The sequence below is a fragment of the Marinirhabdus gelatinilytica genome, from assembly GCF_003353425.1.
Taxonomy (GTDB): Bacteria; Bacteroidota; Bacteroidia; order Flavobacteriales; family Flavobacteriaceae; genus Marinirhabdus; species Marinirhabdus gelatinilytica.
On the sequence record NZ_QRAO01000001.1, the window covers coordinates 469,273 to 489,616 of the forward strand.

The 20,344-nt window shown below is 42.3% G+C and carries 17 protein-coding genes; 8 read left to right on the plus strand and 9 right to left on the minus strand.

Annotated features, from left to right (window positions below; genetic code table 11):
* Positions 1 to 38: 38 nt before the first annotated feature.
* From C8D94_RS02125 to C8D94_RS02135, 3 genes are all read right to left on the minus strand, one after another.
* Positions 39 to 2,783, minus strand: coding sequence for a S8 family serine peptidase (locus C8D94_RS02125; RefSeq protein WP_245946166.1), 2,745 nt, complete (start codon positions 2,781 to 2,783; stop codon positions 39 to 41).
* A gap of 168 nt (positions 2,784 to 2,951) precedes the next feature.
* Positions 2,952 to 3,461 (minus strand): acyl-CoA thioesterase, encoded by a 510-nt coding sequence (locus C8D94_RS02130; RefSeq protein WP_115122251.1) that lies wholly within the window; start codon positions 3,459 to 3,461, stop codon positions 2,952 to 2,954.
* A gap of 81 nt (positions 3,462 to 3,542) precedes the next feature.
* A complete protein-coding gene (locus tag C8D94_RS02135) occupies positions 3,543 to 4,496 on the minus strand; it encodes an HU domain-containing protein (protein WP_245946167.1) in 954 nt (317 codons plus the stop codon).
* A 96-nt stretch (positions 4,497 to 4,592) separates the two neighbouring features.
* Between C8D94_RS02135 and dprA the strand changes: the two genes are divergently transcribed.
* A complete protein-coding gene (gene dprA, locus C8D94_RS02140; protein ID WP_115122252.1) occupies positions 4,593 to 5,699 on the plus strand; it encodes a DNA-processing protein DprA in 1,107 nt (368 codons plus the stop codon).
* Here the strand turns inward: dprA and trpS are convergent.
* On the minus strand, positions 5,696 to 6,664 hold the full coding sequence (gene trpS / locus C8D94_RS02145) for a tryptophan--tRNA ligase (RefSeq protein WP_115122253.1): 969 nt from the start codon (positions 6,662 to 6,664) through the stop codon (positions 5,696 to 5,698). The two genes, dprA and trpS, sit on opposite strands and share 4 nt — an antisense overlap.
* 105 nt (positions 6,665 to 6,769) lie before the next feature.
* On the opposite strand from trpS, the gene C8D94_RS02150 reads away from it, so the two are divergent.
* On the plus strand, positions 6,770 to 7,510 hold the full coding sequence (locus tag C8D94_RS02150) for a lysophospholipid acyltransferase family protein (RefSeq protein ID WP_115122254.1): 741 nt from the start codon (positions 6,770 to 6,772) through the stop codon (positions 7,508 to 7,510).
* A 75-nt stretch (positions 7,511 to 7,585) separates the two neighbouring features.
* Here the strand turns inward: C8D94_RS02150 and C8D94_RS02155 are convergent, their stop codons facing one another.
* The 5 genes from C8D94_RS02155 to C8D94_RS02175 form a co-directional block, all read right to left on the minus strand.
* Positions 7,586 to 9,205 (minus strand): outer membrane beta-barrel protein, encoded by a 1,620-nt coding sequence (locus tag C8D94_RS02155; RefSeq protein WP_115122255.1) that lies wholly within the window; start codon positions 9,203 to 9,205, stop codon positions 7,586 to 7,588.
* A gap of 180 nt (positions 9,206 to 9,385) precedes the next feature.
* Positions 9,386 to 9,919 (minus strand): RNA polymerase sigma factor, encoded by a 534-nt coding sequence (locus C8D94_RS02160; protein ID WP_115122256.1) that lies wholly within the window; start codon positions 9,917 to 9,919, stop codon positions 9,386 to 9,388.
* A gap of 111 nt (positions 9,920 to 10,030) precedes the next feature.
* Complete coding sequence (recA, locus tag C8D94_RS02165; protein WP_115122257.1) at positions 10,031 to 11,044, minus strand: recombinase RecA; 1,014 nt, start codon at positions 11,042 to 11,044, stop codon at positions 10,031 to 10,033.
* Between the two features lie 181 nt (positions 11,045 to 11,225).
* Positions 11,226 to 11,936 carry a T9SS type A sorting domain-containing protein gene (locus C8D94_RS02170; protein ID WP_115122258.1) on the minus strand — a complete coding sequence of 237 codons (711 nt, stop codon included), beginning with the start codon at positions 11,934 to 11,936 and terminating at the stop codon, positions 11,226 to 11,228.
* A gap of 12 nt (positions 11,937 to 11,948) precedes the next feature.
* Positions 11,949 to 12,662: a T9SS type A sorting domain-containing protein gene (locus C8D94_RS02175; protein WP_115122259.1), complete on the minus strand. Its 714-nt coding sequence runs from the start codon at positions 12,660 to 12,662 to the stop codon at positions 11,949 to 11,951.
* A 143-nt stretch (positions 12,663 to 12,805) separates the two neighbouring features.
* Between C8D94_RS02175 and trhO the strand changes: the two genes are divergently transcribed.
* From trhO to C8D94_RS02205, 6 genes are all read left to right on the plus strand, one after another.
* Positions 12,806 to 13,837 (plus strand): oxygen-dependent tRNA uridine(34) hydroxylase TrhO, encoded by a 1,032-nt coding sequence (trhO, locus tag C8D94_RS02180; RefSeq protein ID WP_115122260.1) that lies wholly within the window; start codon positions 12,806 to 12,808, stop codon positions 13,835 to 13,837.
* A 579-nt stretch (positions 13,838 to 14,416) separates the two neighbouring features.
* Positions 14,417 to 15,670 carry a PSP1 domain-containing protein gene (locus C8D94_RS02185; protein ID WP_115122261.1) on the plus strand — a complete coding sequence of 418 codons (1,254 nt, stop codon included), beginning with the start codon at positions 14,417 to 14,419 and terminating at the stop codon, positions 15,668 to 15,670.
* Positions 15,663 to 16,151 (plus strand): gliding motility lipoprotein GldH, encoded by a 489-nt coding sequence (locus C8D94_RS02190; RefSeq protein WP_115122996.1) that lies wholly within the window; start codon positions 15,663 to 15,665, stop codon positions 16,149 to 16,151. Before C8D94_RS02185 ends, C8D94_RS02190 begins: the two co-directional genes overlap by 8 nt.
* Positions 16,152 to 16,154: 3 nt before the next feature.
* Positions 16,155 to 18,470, plus strand: a complete 2,316-nt coding sequence (locus tag C8D94_RS02195; RefSeq protein WP_115122262.1) for a penicillin-binding protein 1A — start codon at positions 16,155 to 16,157, stop codon at positions 18,468 to 18,470.
* A gap of 14 nt (positions 18,471 to 18,484) precedes the next feature.
* On the plus strand, positions 18,485 to 19,183 hold the full coding sequence (locus C8D94_RS02200) for a CoA transferase subunit A (RefSeq protein WP_115122263.1): 699 nt from the start codon (positions 18,485 to 18,487) through the stop codon (positions 19,181 to 19,183).
* Positions 19,184 to 19,286: 103 nt separating this feature from the next.
* Complete coding sequence (locus tag C8D94_RS02205) at positions 19,287 to 19,943, plus strand: CoA transferase subunit B (protein WP_115122264.1); 657 nt, start codon at positions 19,287 to 19,289, stop codon at positions 19,941 to 19,943.
* Positions 19,944 to 20,344: the final 401 nt, after the last annotated feature.

Consider the following 20,344-nt stretch of genomic DNA (forward strand, 5'->3'; position numbering starts at 1 on the left):
CTCGGGGCTTTTACTTTTCAATTAAAATTGAAGTTCTTTTACTTTACAAGCAACTTCTTGGTTGTTGTTTGTCCATCTGCGGTGATGGTTACAAAGTAAAGTCCAGTTCTATAACTTGAAACGTTGATAGCCGTCTGGTTTGTGGTTTCAACATCTGTTTGGGTAAATATTGTTTGTCCCAAACTGTTGCTCAATTTAATGTCAACATTGTTGAATGCTGAAGTTCCAAAGTCTATGAATACTTGATCGTTAGACGGGTTTGGATAGAGAGAGATAGTACTTGAAAGGAAATCGTCTACACCTAACTCACATTCCAGACCGTCTCCTTCGTACTGAGTTGCAATACGTCTTTGACTAACCCATCCATCTGTATCATTTCTAGCAGCAACTGAATACCAGAAGTCGTAATCTCCATTACCATCCTCTTCAACAGCTACAATAGCTTCAGTAGTCGTTACGTTAGCCACTATTTCCATATACTTTTCTCCTAAGAGGTATACGTCATAAGATTCCGCCTCGGCCACGGCTGGCCAGGATATAGTAGCCTCACCATCACAAACCCTTTCCAAGTTTGTTGTCACTGGGTGGTCTGCAACAGTAAAGTTTGCATCACTTACATCAGAGAATGCTCCACTCGTAACTCTAATAAGAGCTTCTCCAGTGTATAGATTTGCAGGAGGAGCCCAGTCTAAATAATCAGTATCAGAATCAACAGTATCTATAGTGGTCCAGCTTGTACCGTTATCAGTAGAAAACTCTACTACAAAATCGGCAGTTGTATTTACTGCATCCCAGTGGATAGTAGTCTCTAGGTTATCTCGTAGCTTCTCTCCGCCATTAGGAAAAGTAACCGTAAGGTTGTTCTCTATAATTTCATACACCACAAAATATTCCTGTGGTCCTTGAGGTACATTAAATCCAGTAATCTCTACATCGTAGTCTCCAGCATCAGGATTATTAATAAGTACTTGTTCAACATTATTCAATCTATCAATTCCGTTTGTGGCAGGCGTATCAAGTGCCGTTGGGTTTGGAGTTGAATCTAACACCCAAGGTTGAAATGTTGTACTTGATGGGTCTACAACCTCCATATCAAGATCGTTTACCAAGGCTGGCGATGCACCAGGCGCAGCGGCAGGGTCGTTCCAATAAACCATTACTTTAAGCTGGGTTGTTCCAGCAGGCACATTAATAGTGTGCGTATTTGTATTACCTTGACTAACGTTATCAGATAAATGACGTCCATCTTCAATAAGGATACCTGCTCTTAAGCCATTTACGATACCCCAACCAAATTTAAAATCGGGACCAACATTACCTGCATCGTTAGCGGTATTCATTAAGATAGCCTTAATTAGCCCAGAATTTGGCATTGTACCACCATTGGTTTCCATATATGCTTGGTATAATTGTGCTGAAACACCTGCTATACCGGGAGCAGCACCTGAAGTTCCTCCAAAAGGAAAATAAGCATTGTTTGGTCCTGTTGAGATTTGGTTTTGCCCGTTAGCAGCTATGTCTGGCTTAATCCTACCATCATGTGCTGGACCTCTACTACTTGAATTAACAAGCGAGCCATCGTAAAATGTATTTGCTGTTGCAATAACATTTTTCCCTTGCTTGTGTCCTCCAGTAATATTACCCCATTGGTTTCCAGCTCCATATCCACAATCTAGGTTGTTAGAATTTCCAGCAGAGAATACGTGCAATAACTCAGGGGTGTCTATACTTTGTTCGTCAACAGTTACCGTAATAGTTGTATAACCAGCATTACAACCATTACTGTAAGATGAGTTGGTAATTTGAACAGAACCATCATCTATAAGGTCGTTTGTTGCATTGTCCAAAAAGCTAGGGTTGTAATTCACAACGTGTAGGTCTGAACCAGCAGCCATACCTCTATATCTTGGGTCTTTGTTTCCAGCTCCGGCCATAATTCCAGACACACCATCTCCGTGTGTGTTATTATTTCCATTGTTTCCTACTAGTCCAAAAATTCTTCCTTGAAAATCTATATGTCTACCTACGGCTCCATCGTCTCGGCAAAGTACGCCAACTCCAGTTCCATCGTAGTTGCGGCCAGCTGTAGTTTGTGTGTCAAGTCCACTAGCCCTGTGCAAAGCTCTTCCTCTTTGATCGTCTGGCACAGATGGTGCAACAATCAATTCTACCCACTTCACGTACGAAAGATTAGAGAGGTCCTCTAAACAGTTGTTTGGAATAGTAAGGTCAATATTGTTATATCCATCGTAACGCTGTACTACACCAATTTGTTCTTCGGCAAGTTGAGCAACTACAAAGTCTGTAGAAACATTGTCGTGGTGTTGCAATGTTACAAGAATGTTGTTGCCATCTACTGCCCAAGCACCAATGTTTCCATTTTTAAGGTTTTGGGATAGCTTAAACCTCCCTTCAACAGGGACAATAGACCTAACACCATTGTTTCTTAGCAAATCTATAGATGTAGTTGCAGGGAAATGGAATAGATACGTGTGATGTGGTATGTAATCAATTAATTCTAGCCTGTTTGCTTCAAACAAATCTTGAACATTTTGGGTAGGGGTTTCATAAAATTGAACCCATCCCACATAACCATTTGCCAGTTCAGCAGATTCAGGCATGTCTGTCCACTGAAACGTATTAATGTTCTCTGGCATTTCAATGCTCTCGTCCTGGAATGTGATGGTGTAGTTTTGGGCAGTAGTAGTCATAGCCGAGACCAGAAACAACAAACCAAAAGCCACACTCTTAATTCCTGTAGAGCGTAAAATAAAACTTTTCATAGGTATAGTTTTTTAAATTAAAAAAAGATGAAATTGCCTTAACTTTCCATTTATAGAAAGAAAAGGGTTTCAAATATATTCAATACTTGTCAGATTTTTAAGTAAATAGTTATAAAAAGCAGGGGCAAACCAGTAAAAATCCCAGTTTTTTTGCCGAAGAGACAATAATTAAGTAAACAATGCCTTTAGTTCGGTAGCATTTTCTGGTTTCATCTTTCCCGCAAGTACCAAGCTTAGCTGTCTTCTGCGCAGGGCGGCATCATAACGCTCTTTTTCAGTTTTGGTTTCGGGTTTCAAGGGGGGTACTGGCACGGGATTCCCCATTTCGTCCACTGCTACAAAAGTATAGATACCTTCGTTGGCAAGGCTTTTCATCCCATTTTCCCTATCCTCGATCCATACATCCATAAAAACTTCCATAGAACTCTTAAAGGAACGAGATACATTTGCTTCTACAGTGACAACGCTTCCAGAGGGGATCATCTTGTTAAACGCTACGTGGTTAACCGATGCTGTTACAACAACTCTCCTGCTGTGCCTGCGAGCTGCAATACTAGCAGCCCTGTCCATACGTGCCAGCAGTTCCCCACCAAACATATTGCCTATGGGGTTGGTTTCTCCTGGGAGTACCAAATCTGTAATTACAGTACGAGATTCTTTAGGGGTTTTAGGTTCCATTGCAAAGTTTTCAGCAAAGGTAGTAAATAGGCTTTGGGAGGGCTATTTTTATATAATAAAATTATGAGGGAGGTGGATTGATTACTGGTCCAACTTTTTGACCAATAACCAAGCATCTTTGTTTTCAGTATTCTTAATATTTCTCAACGCTCGCAGGGCTTCCAACCTGTCTTCGTGGCTACTGTAAATAACTTGGTGCAGGCCATATTTGTTCACCCCTATTGTTTTTGGGGAGAAACCTCTACTAGTTAATTGGTCAATCTTTTTTTGTGCATTGGCCTCAATACGATAGGCACCAGCAACTATGTGATATTTGCCCTGCTCTTTTGGAATGGTAACATGTACCGTAGGTAACGGGTTGTCTATAATGAAAGTAGCCTCCTGTATTTGTGACTCTACAAGACTCTCGGCTTTTTCCTTTTCGGCAAAGTTATGGTCTTGTACACTATTCTCGTAGAGTTTCATCCCTCCAAAACCAGCCAACGCAATAGCTACCAACCCAATTGCTGCATATTTTAAATAGGCAGGTGCTTTTCTCCTCTCGGGAGTAATATGTATTGGGGTTTTTTTCTCTAGTGCTGTAATGTCCTCTTTATAGGTTTCCCTAGAGATTTGTTGTGCTTCAAAAGGAGCCAGGCCAAACGAGGCGGTGTTAAAATTGTTTTTTTCAGAAGGAGAGAACTGTACAGCTCGCTCATCGCTCAGGTAAAATTCCCCCACACCGGCAATGGTCACTTTTTTCCCCTCACTAAGTTGAAGTGAAAGCGCTCCCGTAAAATTCCTGATTTTTTGTAGCGCAACCGTATAACTGCAATTTTCAACACTTGCAACATAGTTGGCCAATATGCCATCATTGGTCTGCAGCTGCCTGTTGAACATGAGCGCCTTGCCCGGAGGGATAAAGGTGTGGGATGCCTGGTCTATTTGTGCGGACTGGTACTGGGTTAAGAACGCACCAAAGCCAGGAATAATAACACACTCGTAACGGTACAGGAGATCACTTATGTAAGTTGCCAATTGCATAAAAACAAACATAGATTTTTTTTTAATTGAAATCAACACAATGCCCTCTAATTTATCAACAACCTAAAAAATTTGTATTTTTAACGGCTCCCCGGCAAGTAAACTTCTATGCTTTCAGAAACCGAATTGCTATACACCCTAGCTTTACAGCGTGTAAAAAACCTTGGGGATATCTCAGCTAAAAAATTGTTGCGTACCGTGGGTTCTGCCGAAGGAATCTTCAAGGAAAAGAAGCACAGTCTTTTAAAAATTGACGGTATAGGCAGTTTAAAGTTGAAGGGACTCTCTATTGAAGAACAACTACCAGCGGCACAAGCAGAACTACAGTTTATTAAGCAGAATAACATTGTGTACACTTACTTTCTTGACCCCAAGTATCCCGAAAAACTAAAACATTGTTTGGACGGTCCCATTATACTCTTCGAGAACGGAAATATAGATTTAAAAAACCGAAAGATAATAAGCATCGTGGGCACCCGAAAAGTCACCACCTACGGGACTTCTTTCTGCCAAAAACTTATTGAAACCCTAGCGCCATTAAATCCCGTGATCGTATCGGGCTTTGCCTATGGGGTGGATATAACGGCACATAAGGCCGCAATGGATTGCGGTTTGCAAACTGTAGCATGTCTTGCCCACGGGCTTAACCAGATCTATCCCAAGTCCCATAAAAAACATGTAACTAGTGTTGAGGAAAACGGGGGGTTTTTAACCGAATTTTGGAGCGATGACCCTTTCGACAGGAATAATTTTTTAAAGAGAAACCGTATTATCGCTGGCGTGAGCGAGGCAACCATCGTGATAGAATCTGCCGAAAAAGGGGGAAGTCTCGTCACGGCCGATATTGCCAACAGTTACAATCGAGATGTGTTTGCCGTACCAGGTAGAGCTACCGATACACAGAGCCAAGGTTGCAATAACCTTATAAAGTCCAATCAGGCCCATTTGTTGAACAGCGCAGAAGACCTTATCTATATGTTGGGATGGGAGCTAGAGGAACCCCAACCTCTCTCCCAACAAAAACAATTGTTCGTTGAGTTCACGCCCGAAGAGCAAAAAGTATTCGACTACCTGAACACAAAACAAAAAGAATTATTGGACACCATTGCTTTGGAATGTGGCCTCCCAACCTTTAAAGTTGCCACCCTCTTATTGAATCTCGAACTAAAAGGAGTTGTAAGACCGTTACCCGGGAAATTGTTTGAGGTTATTTAATAGCCTACTTTTTTTCGAACACGTTGTAATACTTCATTGGCGACTACAGTTGCTTTTTCGGTACCAATTTTTAGTGCGTTATCAATTTCAGAGAGGTTGCTCATATAGTGGTTATACCGCTCGCGGGGCGTTTCAAATTTTTTCAGTATCAATTCGTACAAAGCCTGTTTCGCGTGGCCATAGCCATAATTACCTCCTGCGTAATTGGCTTCCATTTGTGCTATTGCTTCTTTGGTAGCCATGAGCTTATAAAGGGCAAACACATTACAACCTTCGGTTTCCTTTGGTTCCTCCATGGGGGTACTATCGGTTTTAATTCCCATGATTTGTTTGCGCAGTTTTTTCTCGGGCAAGAAAATATTGATGATGTTGTTCTTGCTCTTGCTCATTTTGGCACCATCGGTTCCTGGGATAAGCTGGGTGTTTTTCTGTACCTTGGCCTCGGGCAATATAAAAGTCTCCCCCAACTGTGCGTGGAATCGAGAAGCTACGTCGCGTGTCATTTCCAAATGTTGTAATTGGTCTTTTCCTACGGGAACAATCTCTGCATCGTACAACAAAATATCTGCCGCCATGAGCATAGGGTAGGTAAAAAGTCCCGAGTTTACATCTTCCAAACGGCCCGCCTTGTCCTTAAAGCTATGTGCCAATGTTAATCGCTGGTATGGGAAGAAACAGCTTAAATACCAAGAAAGTTCGGTTACTTGGGGAATGTCACTCTGGCGGTAAAAAACGGTTTTTTCTATATCCAGCCCAAACGCCAACCAAACTGCTGCGGTGCTATAGGTGTTGTTTTTTAGGGTTTCGGCGTTTTTTATTTGGGTGAGGGAGTGCATATCTGCAATAAATAAGAACGACTCGTTCTTTGGGTCGTTAGCCATTTCTATTGCAGGTAATATGGCTCCTAAAATATTTCCCAAATGGGGCGTGCCGGTACTTTGTATGCCTGTAAGTATTCTTGCCATAATATTGCCCGCAAAGGCGGGTAGCTTTTTGTTATACCATAAATTCCTGCAAAGTTACTTTTTTTAGACTTTTAGTAGTACAGTATTCGCTATTTTTGGGGCTTTATGGGATTCTTGAAAAAAATAGCGCTCACCTTGTACCGTATTTGGTTCTATATACTCTTGGCAGTACCTATTGTGGTACTGTCTCCTTTTTTGATTGTGAGCATCTCCCGCCAACAGTGGTACCCCTTTTTCTTTAGGCTGGCACGAATTTGGGCAAAGATAATTTTGTTCGGGATGGGTTTTTATCCCATCATTAAACGCGAGGAGCTCTACAAAAAAGGGCAGAGCTATATGTTCGTGGCCAACCATACGTCCATGACAGATATTATGTTGATGCTCTACGTTAGCCGAAACCCTTTTGTTTTTGTAGGGAAAGCAGAACTGGCCAAAATTCCCATCTTCGGATTTTTCTATAAACGAACATGTATCCTGGTGGACAGAAAGAACCCTAAGAGTAGAAGGGATGTTTTTATACGGGCACAAAAAAAATTGAATCAAGGCCTTGGCGTGTGTATTTTCCCTGAAGGTGGAGTTCCGGACGATGAAAATGTATTGTTGGATATATTCAAAGACGGCGCCTTTAGGCTTGCCATTGAGCACAAGATTCCCATAGCGCCTATGACGTTCCACGATAACAAGAAACGTTTTTCCTATACGTTTTTTAGCGGTGGTCCCGGTAAGATGCGGGTAAAGGTGCACAAAACAATTCCCACAGGCATCCTGGAACTTGAGGACAAGCGGATGTTGAACAACCAAGTGCGAAATGTAATCTTGAAAGAACTGGAAAGTCCTACCATATAAAAAAACCATCGCTATGGCGGGCGACGGTTTTCTTACTTTAATCTCAGGGTTGTACCTGATTAACTAAAAACTAACCTAAAACTTAAAACTCAACCCACTATACACACCCAAGTAATAGGGTCTAAAGTCTACACTGCTGTCTGTATAGGGGTTGAGTTGATACTTAAACATCGGTTCAATATTAAACCTAAATTTCTTGCTCAGTTGGTAATTAAATCCAAGCCCGATGTTTGAAGTAAAACTAATGCTGTTCAAATTATTTGCTTCCCCGAGCACGGTCCTAAAGGTACCGTCACTTACCACAATCTCGTTATTGCCAAGGAAAAGTGTGCTCAAACCGCCAATAACATTAATACCAATTTTTTTGTTGAGTACCGCATACTTAAGTTCTAAGGGTACTTCGTAGTATTGCAATTGCTGGCTTATCTCTGCGTTGCCTCCGGTAGATTTTGAAACAATATTGTTAAGCCCTCCATTCTCGGGGTTCGGTGGGATGGAACCTTTGTCAAAAACAGTGGTGATTGCACTCCTGTTGGTGCCGTAATCCACATTTTCCAACCCAAACGCGGTTGGAGCTGTGGCCACTTCAACATCACCGGTAGCGTAACTTAAATTCACATTGTTCACCCCGGAGCGTATACTCAGCTTTTCGCTAATATTGTAATCTACCGCCACACCGTAGCTTAGGTTTACGTTTCCGTTTTGGGAGTTGTCCGCAAACATAGGGTCTATGGACGATCCTCCGGAAAGGGAGCTATAATATACAGGACCTACATTGGGGGAAACCGCCCAACGGTTTGCAGGACCTTCTTTTACGGCAACTGCATCTTCCAGTTTTTTGTTTTCTTCAATAGCATCGAAGATAGATTTTTTGTTTTGCGTGTCTTCATCTTGGGATGATTCGCTTACAGCAGTCTTGCTGTCCATCTTTTGGTCAACTACGTTGCCGTTGTTTTTGGTAGTGGTTGCTTTACCTTCAACTTTTTCTTCTTGTATGTTTTTTGCAATAGCCTCATTGCCCGAAACTACCGTCTTGGGATCCCTCACCAAAGGATTTTGGGTAGTTTCAGGGGATTTTTTAGTAGCATTTTTAGGTTTGTTTGAGGTTGCTACGGCTTCAGTAGTCGTGTTATAGGTAGCTGAAGCATTCTTTGGTTGGTTATTGTTCTGGTCGGTTTTTTTGTTGAATGTTGTATTACTTTCAGAAGTGGTGACAGCAGTTCCGGTTGTTTGTGCCGAAGGGTTCAACGTATTGTCCTGGGTTCCGGCAACTGTAGTATTTTCCTTTTCAGTTGAAATGGTTTTTTCAGAATTCTGGACAGTGGTTCCAGTTTTGTTTTCAGAAGCATCCATATTGTCTTCCTCTGAAGCTATCTCGGTACCGTTGGAAATGGTTTTCTTGTTGAAGATTTCGTCCTCGTCCGAAGTATTTTCAGCATCTTGGGTCGTGTTCTCGTTCACGATTTCATTGGAAGGAGCATTGGGCGAATTGAACAAAGAAATACCCACTGTGAGCAACAGCGCAAGCAATGCCGCCACACCTGCCACGCGCCACCAAAGCGGAATGATACGACGCTCTTTTTTCTTCTCCTGCAGCCTGGCCTCGATACGGTCCCAAACGGCAGGGGGGGGAGTAGCCTCAAAATCCTGAAACTGCTCTTTGAAGAGTTGGTCTATGTTCTTTTTTTCTTTCATTGTAAGTCCACTATGGGGGAATGACTTGGTTTTTAGTTAATCGGTTATCGGTTATCGGTTATCGGTTGTCGGTTGTCGGTTGTTGGTTGTTTAGAAAAGGACTTTAGGGTGAAAAAAACCATTTCTTAACTAAATGCAGCTGGGTGATTTGGCGAAATTTTTTTAATTGCGAATCACCAGCTATCGACTTTTTTTATACGCCTCCACCTTCTTCTTTAAAATTCCTCTTGCACGTGCTAGATTACTCTTAGACGTACCATCGCTAATTCCTAACATTTCGGCTATCTCTTTATGTGCATACCCGTCCAGAACGTACATAGAGAATACCAATCGATATCGATCCGGCAATTCCTGTATGATTTGGAGCAGATAGTCCAGTGGCACTTCGCTCTCGATCACAACGTCATCATCATCCGGCTGTTCTATATTGGCTTCTTCCTTAATATTGAAAACTTTTTGCTTTCTATATTTTTGAAGTACCGTATTAACGGTAATGCGCTTCATCCAACCTTCAAAAGAGCCCTTGTCCTTAAACTGCCCAATTTTTTCAAAAATGGTGATAAATGCATCTTGCAGGTTGTCTTCGGCCTCTGTATAGTTAGGCGAATACCGCAAGCAGATGGAAAACAAAACTCCAGAATACTGCTGGAACAAGCTGCCTTGCGCTTTTACATCTTGCTGCTTACATTTTTGTATGAGCTCATCTAATGCCAAATGTAGTTGCTATGGTTAGTGATGGTTTTGATTAGTACACGCAACTGTTTTTAGGCCTCTACATTGCGTAGATACCCAAAAAAAGGGAGGGTTGCGTTAAAAAAAGCTAAATTATTCGTTTAACGCGGCAATGGAATCCTTTATTTTGGTCTCAAGCTCCTCCATAAGCTCTGGGTTGTCCAGTAACAAGGCTTTTACGGCATCCCGTCCCTGCCCAAGCTTGGTGTCGTCGTAACTGAACCACGAACCAGCTTTCTTAACAATCTCAAAGTCAACCCCCAAATCTATGATCTCTCCAACCTTGGAGATACCCTTTCCGTACATAATGTCGAACTCGGCTGTTTTAAAAGGTGGTGCTACTTTGTTCTTGACCACTTTTACCCGTGTCTTATTTCCCTGTACGGCACTGTTGCTATCCTTTATCTGGGTAGAACGACGAATGTCCAAACGAACCGAACAATAGAACTTTAGTGCGTTACCACCCGTAGTGGTTTCAGGATTCCCGAACATAACGCCTATCTTTTCGCGTAACTGGTTAATAAAGATTACGGTACAGTTGGTTTTGCTTATGGAGCCTGTAAGTTTTCTAAGTGCTTGTGACATCAATCGTGCGTGGAGGCCCATTTTACTGTCGCCCATCTCACCCTCTATTTCACTTTTTGGGGTCAATGCAGCTACTGAGTCTACCACGATAATATCTATCGCCCCACTGCGTATTAGGTTATCGGCAATTTCAAGCGCTTGCTCGCCATTGTCGGGTTGGGAAATGATGAGGTTCTCAATGTCCACGCCCAGTTTTTCGGCATAGTAGCGATCAAATGCGTGTTCTGCATCGATAAAGGCGGCAATGCCTCCTTTTTTCTGTGCTTCGGCAATGGCGTGTAAGGTTAAGGTGGTCTTACCCGAAGATTCCGGACCATAAATTTCAATGACCCTTCCGCGGGGATACCCTCCAACGCCCAAGGCAACGTCCAGTCCCAGGGAACCCGTGGGGATTACGTCCACCTCCTGTACGGCACTATCGCCCATTTTCATTACGGTTCCTTTTCCGTAGGTTTTGTCCAGTTTATCTAAGGTAAGCTTTAGTGCCTTTAGTTTTGCGTCTTTTTCTTTATCTGTGCTCATTGTATGTGTTTGTTTATTGGGGAGTCTAAGGAGTAAAAATACTATTTCTTTAGCGGTACGGCAACTGGAAGTTAGGTGTAATTGAAGTTTTTGTTAACATGGCCAGAAATGTGGTAAAAACACCAAAACCCTTCCTGTTTTGGCAAAGGAAGGGTTTGGGCAATTGTTTGGAGCGATATGGTTATTCCTTCACAAATTTTTGGGTAAGCGTATGGCCAGCACCACTCTCAGCTTTTAAAAAATAAATGCCTGATTTTAAAGAGCCAACATCAATTGTTTGGTGTTTTTGCTGAAATTTTACGGTCATTACTTCCTGTCCTTGTATATTAAAAATGGAGATTTCTTTAACCATGGTTTTATTAGCTGAAACTGTCAACACTTCTTGTACAGGGTTCGGAAATACCAAAACCGACGCTGCCATTACGTCCTTGATAGCTAAAACTTCATCACCGTATAAAGCGGTGTCACCGTTTGCGTTGGTGATCAACAATGTTTTTGTAGTTCCCGAAGTTGTTGTTTCATAAGTAAAAGCATTTACAGCATAATCCTCAAAAAAATCGAAATAAGCATTTTCGAAAGGCTTGTTTATAGGATTTTGACAATCTGCGGTTGTACCACCCGGTCCGCTCGAAAAAGAAAACGTGGGGTTAGGGTTGTCAAAAACCACTTCACCGAACAATAGGTTGCAAACAGTAGTCTCAATTAAAAAAACCGACCCAGACTCGCTAAATACCAAAGGAGCATTTTGCGCCTCATCTGTGGAAGGCGGGATTACAGTTTCGCTGTTTATTACCAACTCATCGAGATACCAAGTGTTCTCAAAGAGCTGTGGGTCTTGGGCAAATAATGCTTGTGTTGCAACAAGTAATAGCGCTATTAAATATTTCTTCAAGATATGATGTCTTTATTTCTTAATAAATCTACGTATAATAAATTGTCCAGCATCATTTTCAGCCTTTAAAAAATAGATGCCCGAGGGCAATCCACTAACATCTATCGTATAATGATCTTGATGAAATTGTTGCTCGAGTACTTGATGTCCTTGCAGATTGAAGATTGAAATATGCTTAATCGTGGTAGTTGTGGTGTGCAAATTCAACTTGTCTGTTACTGGGTTGGGATAGATGGGGACAGAAGCTTCTTCAAAATCCTCCATTGCCAATAGCCTATCTCCATACATCGCTTGGTCACCATCTTGGGCGGTAAGGACCAACGTCTTGTTAGTGCCAGCCGTAAGTATCTCGTATGCAAATGGACTGGTCCCATTGTCGAAAAAGAAGTCCTGGAAGTAGAGCATTTCAAAGTTGAAATTTACGGCTAGATCACATTCTATTAGAGTAATTCCCAAGCCATCGGGAAATGAAAGGTTGGCATTCTCATATACTATATTGCTTCCAGAAGCTGTATTGCATATAGAGGTGTTAAATTCCTCACCTTCATTAGGCACATAGAAATTTGCTGGTATTTCAGAAATCTCATTGTTGCTGGGTGCTAGATATGTAATATTATCAACCGTTAATTCCTGGAGATACCAAGTGTTCTCAAAGAGCTGTGGGTCTTGGGCCATTAAAACCTTAGAAAAGAGGGTGATAATTATAATTAGAATAAATTTCTTCATTTATAAGTCGATCAGGTGGTTGGTTGAGTTATAAAGTTAAAGAATTATCTTTTCATACATTTCATAAATTTTCTATTCTATACAGTTGTGGTATCTTTGCCCCTTTCAAAACCAATTCTTGTAACACACAAAATTAGTATAGCATGCAACTGTACAATACCATGAGTGCGAAAGAAAGGGCCGCCATGCTGGAAGAAGCTGGTGAGGAACGCCTTACTCTTTCTTTTTATCAATATGCCAAGATTGGCAATCCGCAATTGTTTAGAAACCACCTTTTTGTAGCTTGGGACGAGCTTGCTGTGTTGGGCCGTATCTATGTGGCCCATGAGGGCATCAATGCGCAGCTTTCGGTGCCTGCAAACAATTTTAAGGCTTTCAAAAACTTTCTTGATGGCATCTATTTTCTTGAAAATGTACGTTTGAATATCGCCATAGAACACGACCTGAAATCTTTCTTAAAGCTGAAAGTAAAGGTGCGTGACAAAATTGTTGCCGATGGATTAAACGACGAAACGTTCGACGTGACCAACAAAGGCGTACACGTAGGTGCGGAGAAATTCAACGAACTTATCGAAGACCCCGACACCGTACTGGTAGATATGCGCAACCATTACGAGAGCGAGATAGGACATTTTAAAAACGCGGTGACTCCAGATGTGGATACTTTTCGCGACAGCCTGGATATTATTGAAGAAGACCTAAAAGACCACAAAGAGGACAAAAAGCTCGTGATGTACTGTACGGGCGGCATCCGTTGCGAAAAAGCCAGCGCCTACTACAAGCACAAAGGCTTTAAAAACGTGTTTCAGCTGGAGGGCGGAATTATTGAATATGCCCGCCAAGTAGAAAACAAAGGACTGGAAAACAAGTTCCGCGGTAAAAATTTCGTGTTCGACCACCGTCGGGGCGAGCGCATTTCAGAAGATATTATCTCCAATTGCCACCAGTGCGGAGAACCTTGCGACACCCATGTAAACTGTGCCAACGAGGCCTGCCACTTGTTGTTCATCCAGTGTAAGAGTTGTGCCGAAAAAATGGAACGATGTTGTAGCAGCGAGTGCCAAGAAATTATCCAGTTACCCTACGAGGAACAAAAAAAACTGCGGCAAGGCAAGCACAATAGCAACAAGATATTTAAAAAAGGACGTAGCGAAAAACTGAAGTTTAAGAAGTAGCCCGTTAGCAGTTAGGTGGTAGCGGGCAGGACGCTTCGCTGGTAGTGTTTTTGGTCTTTAGTCCTTAGAAAAAAATCAAAAAGCCACAATCGTTATTCCAAACCTCAAAAGGTTTCCAGCGCAATACCAATCAGAAACCTTTCAGGTTAGTTTCCGCCTCGTTTCCCCTTGAAATCCGTCAGGTCTTCCAGCCTCCTTGAAGAACCTGTCCCCCGTTCTTTTTAATACTTCTTAAATTTACAATAAGGAATCATCAATCTTTAACCAAATCCGTCGGGTTTCTAGCATTGGGCAAAGCAATTGGCTTTTATCGTACCGCTCCAGGCTTTCTTCAAAATTCGTCCTCCGTTATTCGTCCCTCGTGCTTTTATTTAATATCTTTACCTATTAAATTTTTGTTTAATTTTTCGAGAGGTTTTGTTGAATAAACCGAAGAACGATGTCTGGTTGAGCACTATTTGAAACATTACGAGCAGTAATTTTGAAGATATGCAACGCAGTTGCTGAAACCTTAATGCAACTGCACGCTTACAAATGCTAGAACGGTATTCATCACCTCCATACTATATATAAAAAAATATGGGCTGTACCAGCTGTGCCACGGGCGCCAACGGACAGCCAAAGGGTTGCAAGAACAATGGTACTTGCGGCACCGATGGCTGTAACAAACTCACGGTGTTCGATTGGCTTTCAAATATGTCGCTCCCTGGCAACCAAGAACCCTTTAGTGCGGTAGAGGTTCGCTTTAAGAACGGGCGCAAGCACTTTTACCAAAACCCGGATAAACTCTCTTTATCCATTGGCGATACGGTTGCCACCGAAGCTTCTCCAGGCCATGATATTGGCATGGTCACCCTTACGGGCGAATTGGTGCGCGTGCAGATGAAAAAGAAGAAAGAGCCCATAAACATTGAGGCACTTCCCAAAATTTACCGAAAAGCTACCCAAAAGGATATCGACGTTTGGCAAAAATGCCGCGATAGAGAAGCCGATATCCAAAAAAGATCACGTGAGATAGCCATCCGGCTCGGTTTAAAGATGAAACTTAGCGATATTGAATTTCAAGGGGACGGCTCCAAGGCGATTTTTTACTACACAGCAGACGAGCGGGTAGATTTCCGGCAGCTCATCAAGGAATTTGCGCGTACCTTTAATACGCGTATAGAGATGAAACAAATTGGCCTACGCCAAGAAGCCGCCCGTTTGGGCGGGATTGGTTCCTGTGGGCGTGAATTGTGCTGCTCAACGTGGTTAACAGATTTCAGATCAGTAAATACCTCTGCGGCACGCTACCAACAATTGAGTTTAAATCCGCAGAAGCTGGCCGGACAATGTGGTAAGCTGAAATGCTGTCTCAATTATGAGCTGGACACCTATCTAGAAGCGCTTGAGGAATTTCCAAAAACCGACGTAAAGTTAAAAACCGAAAAAGGAAATGCCTATTGCCAAAAAACCGATATTTTTAAAGGGCTCATGTGGTTTGTGTATGAAAAGGACGGCATGAACTGGCATACACTAAAAGTGGAAAAGGTAAACGAGATCATTGCCCTTAACAAAAAAGGAAAGACCGTAGCAAGTCTCGAAGAGTTCATTGAAGATGTTTCGGTAAGTAATGAAAAATTATTCAGTGATGCGGTAGGGCAGGATAGTCTCACTAGATTTGACAAGCCAAAGCGTAGCAAGAGCAGCCGAAGAAAGAAAAGCAAGAGAAGCCGAAACAAACAAGGAAATAAATCCAACACCAAGAATACAGCAAAAAAAAGTAGTAATTCAAAGGGTGGAAATTCAAACAAGAAAAGAAGACCTAAACAAAAACCAAAGAACAATGCGTAACCTGTTTGCAGCCATATTACTGGTGTTGTTTTTTGTGGCCTGCGATAGTACAACCGTGTGGAGTGATACCCAAAGCCTGCCAGAAGGGTGGGATAAGGATCGTAACGTGGTGTTTACGGTGCCACAGTTGGACTCGTTAAAAACATATGATGTGTTCATTAATGTACGCAATACAAACGAGTATCCCTACAACAATCTTTTTTTGATAGCTGCTATAGAGTTTCCCCATGGGAAGACCATTACAGATACGTTGGAATACCGCATGGCGTATCCCAATGGTGAATGGATGGGCGAGGGACTGGGCAGCGTTAAAGAGAATAAACTGTGGTTTAGAGAAGGTATCCAGTTTTCTGAAAAAGGAAATTATAACATAATTCTAACACAGGCCGTACGCAATAACGGCGAAACACAGGGCGTTAGCCAATTACCAGGCATAACCGATGTAGGTATAAGTATTGAAGAAGCGACACAATCTCCTTAATCCATGGCAAGTACAAAAAGAACCAAAAAGAAAAAAACGCAAGATTCAAATAAAAAGCACGCAAAGACGGTGTGGATGATTTTGGGCGGGGGAGTCCTCTTGGTCGTGCTCATATTTCTATTCGCTTCGTGGGGGCTGTTCGGGAGTCTCCCAGATGAGACCAGCCTTGAAAACCCTGAGAAAGATCTGGCAACCCAAATAGTTTCTACCGATGGCAAAGTGATCGGGAAATTTTTTAAGGACAACCGTACACCGGTTCAATATGAGGACTTACCAGACCATTTGGTAAATGCCTTGATCGCCACTGAAGACGTGCGCTTTTACGACCACGCCGGGATAGACGCCAAGGGGTCAGTACGTGCGCTGGCGTTTTTGGGCACCAAAGGCGGGGCCAGTACCATTACCCAGCAATTGGCAAAGCAGTTTTTTACAGATCAAGTTTCAAAAAATAAATTTCAGCGTGGGATCCAGAAAATAAAGGAATGGGTTATTGCTACCCGTTTAGAACGTCGCTACACCAAGGAGGAAATCATTACCATGTATTTCAACACATACGATTTCCTGAACCTCGCCATTGGTATCGAGAGCGCCGCAAACATCTATTTCGACAAACCCCCTTCAGAATTGACCACAGTAGAGAGCGCTATGCTGGTTGGGATGTTCAAGAACTCTTCTCTATACAACCCGGTGCGAAACCCTGTAGGCGTTAAAAACCGAAGAAACGTGGTACTGGCACAAATGGCGAAATACGATTTTATTACTGAAGAAGTGAAAGATTCTTTACAAGCCCTTCCGTTGAACGTAAAATTCACCCCGCAGGATCACGACGAAGGTATCGCAACCTACTTCCGTGAATATGTTAGAAACTATATGAAAGAATGGGCCAAGGAAAACCCAAAACCCGATGGCTCATTGTATAATATTGATAGTGACGGAATGAAGGTATTTGTGACCATAGATTCAAAAATGCAGGAATATGCCGAGGAGGCCGTGACAGCGCATATGATCAACCTTCAAAAAGAATTCGATGCACAAAATGAAAAGAATAAGATAGCGCCCTTCCGTGATATCACTGAAGAAGAAATAGACGGTATTATGAACTCTGCCATGCGCCGTACAGATCGTTGGAGGGAGATGGAGAAACAAGGTAAGTCTAAAGAAGACATTATAGGAAGTTTCAAGAAAAAAACCAAAATGCGCATCTTTACTTGGGCCAATAAAGATCGCTATATCGATACCATCATGACACCCATGGATTCCTTGCGTTACTACAAAAGTATTTTGCGTGCCGCCCTTATGTCCATGGATCCCACGACGGGTGAGGTAAAAGCCTGGGTAGGCGGAGCAGATTACAAGAATTTTAAGTATGATATGGTAAAGACAGGGCAACGACAAATTGGTTCTACCTTTAAACCATTTGTATATGCCACGGCCATAGACCAAATGCATATGTCCCCTTGCGATACCCTGCCCAACACACCCTACACCATAGAACAAGGGAAATATGGGTTGCTGAAACCCTGGACCCCCAAAAACTCGGGAGGGAAATATGGCGACATGATGAATTTAAAGGAAGCCTTGGCACAATCTGTAAACACTATTACGGCACGTCTTATCGATAGGGTAGGCCCTAAACCTGTAATAGACCTTATTGAAAAAATGGGCGTAGATATTAGCGATGTACCGGAAGCCCCCTCAATTGCCCTGGGAACACCAGACGTAACCCTTTACGAAATGGTAGGAGCGTACAGTACCTTTGCCAACGAGGGAGTATACATTAAACCTACGTTGATTACAAGGATTGAGGACAAAAACGGGACGGTACTGTTTCAAAACGTACCAGAGACACGCGATGTGATTAGTGCCGAAACAGCTTATGTTACCTTAAGCTTGATGGAAGGGGTTACCCAATCTGGTTCTGGCTCGCGTTTACGAGGTACTTGGCGTGGAGGAAAACTGTACAAAGAAATAGTAACAGGCTATCCATACGATTTTAAAAACCCAATAGCAGGAAAAACAGGTACAACACAAAACAATAGTGATGGCTGGTTTATGGGTATTGTTCCCAACCTGGTTACCGGTGTTTGGGTAGGAGGAGAGGATCGTGCCACACACTTTGGGAGTACACGCTATGGACAGGGAGCTACTATGGCTTTGCCTATTTGGGGAAGCTATATGAAAAGCTGTTATAAAAACGAAGAGCTCAATATTTCTACAGATCGGTTCAAAAGGCCAAAAAACCTTTCCATTATCACAGACTGTAGTGAGTATAAGAACAACGGGGATGGCGATGAAATTCCAGATGAATTCGATTATTAAAAAGAAACAAAACTATGATAACCAAAACTGTAAAAAATGTAACCGAAGCCTGTAAAGGTGTAAAGGATGGAATGACTTTCATGTTGGGAGGTTTCGGTTTGAGTGGAATACCCGAAAATGCCATTGCCGAGTTGGTACGGTTGAACGTGAAGGACGTAACCTGTATTTCCAACAATGCAGGGGTAGACGATTTTGGACTGGGTCTTTTGCTTCAAAAAAAGCAGATTAAAAAAATGATATCGTCCTACGTAGGCGAAAATGCCGAATTTGAACGCCAAATGTTAAGTGGGGAACTGGAAGTGGAGCTTATCCCACAAGGAACCTTGGCGCAACGTGCGAGAGCCGCGCAAAGTGGTATCCCTGCATTTTATACCCCAGCAGGGTACGGTACCGAAGTGGCCGAAGGAAAGGAGAGTAGGGAGTTCAATGGTAAGATGCACATTTTGGAACACGCTTTTAAGGCAGATTTCGCTTTCGTAAAAGCTTGGAAAGGTGACACCGCAGGAAATCTTATATTTAAGGGAACCGCCCGAAACTTTAACCCTAATATGTGTGGGGCTGCGAATATTACCGTAGCAGAAGTGGAAGAATTGGTGCCCGCTGGCAGTTTAGACCCCAATCAAATCCACATACCAGGGATACTGGTACAACGAATCTTTGAAGGAGAGAAATACGAAAAACGTATCGAACAACGAACGGTACGTAAACGGTAATTTTTTCTATATTAAAAGCTATCTGCTGTGCCCGGTTGAGCACAGTCGAAACCTCCATAACAATAGAGCATTTCAACCAAATGGATTTTCAATACAGTAATTTATGGCCTTAACAAAAGAACAAATAGCACAACGCATCGCAAAAGAAGTAAAGGATGGCTACTACGTAAACCTTGGGATAGGAATCCCCACCCTGGTAGCAAATTTTGTGCGTGACGACATAGAAGTAGAATTCCAGAGTGAAAACGGAATTTTGGGAATGGGCCCTTTCCCTTTTGAGGGTGAAGAAGACCCAGACCTAATCAATGCGGGAAAACAGACCATTACCGCCTTGCCAGGAGCCTCTTTTTTCGATTCGGCGCTCAGCTTTTCCATGATTCGCGGTCAGCATGTAGATTTAACTATTCTGGGCGCCATGGAAGTAGCGCAGAACGGCGATATCGCCAACTGGAAGATTCCCGGTAAAATGGTAAAGGGAATGGGAGGCGCGATGGACCTGGTAGCCAGTGCCGAAAATATTATTGTGGCTATGATGCACACCAATCGTGCAGGAGCATCAAAATTACTGAAACAATGTTCCTTACCGCTTACAGGCGTAAATTGTGTAAAAAAGATTGTGACCAACCTCGCCGTGCTTGAAATCAAGGAAGACAAGTTCCATTTACTGGAACGCGCCCCAGGAGTTACTGTAGAGGAAATTAAAAAGGCGACCGAGGGTGATCTTATAATTCCTACTGAAGTTCCCGAAATGTCTTTATAAAGTCACCTATTTGCTTTAAGCGACCTCATCATAAGATGAGGTTTTTTTGTTTAAAAATGTAAGAAAACACCTATACTTTATTTGAAATAGTTAAAAAATTATGTATTTCATCGAAAATAACTACATTTAAACGTGATTTAATAATTTTCAGCGCATATTAGCAATCCCAAAAATAATGAACCATAACCTACTTATGTTTTCAATTGTAAAAAGTTTAAAAAGTACATTCCAGTTATTGAAGAGCATGGTGTACTTAGCTAAAAAAGTTTTTTTATTGATGTAGTTTTTCCCCCTACCGTTAGGTAGTCTTAATCTTATTACCCCCGAATCTACTATTAGATTCATATATTAGTCCCGTTCTTTGTGAGGTTAGAACGGGATTTTTTTAGTCCCATTCCGAA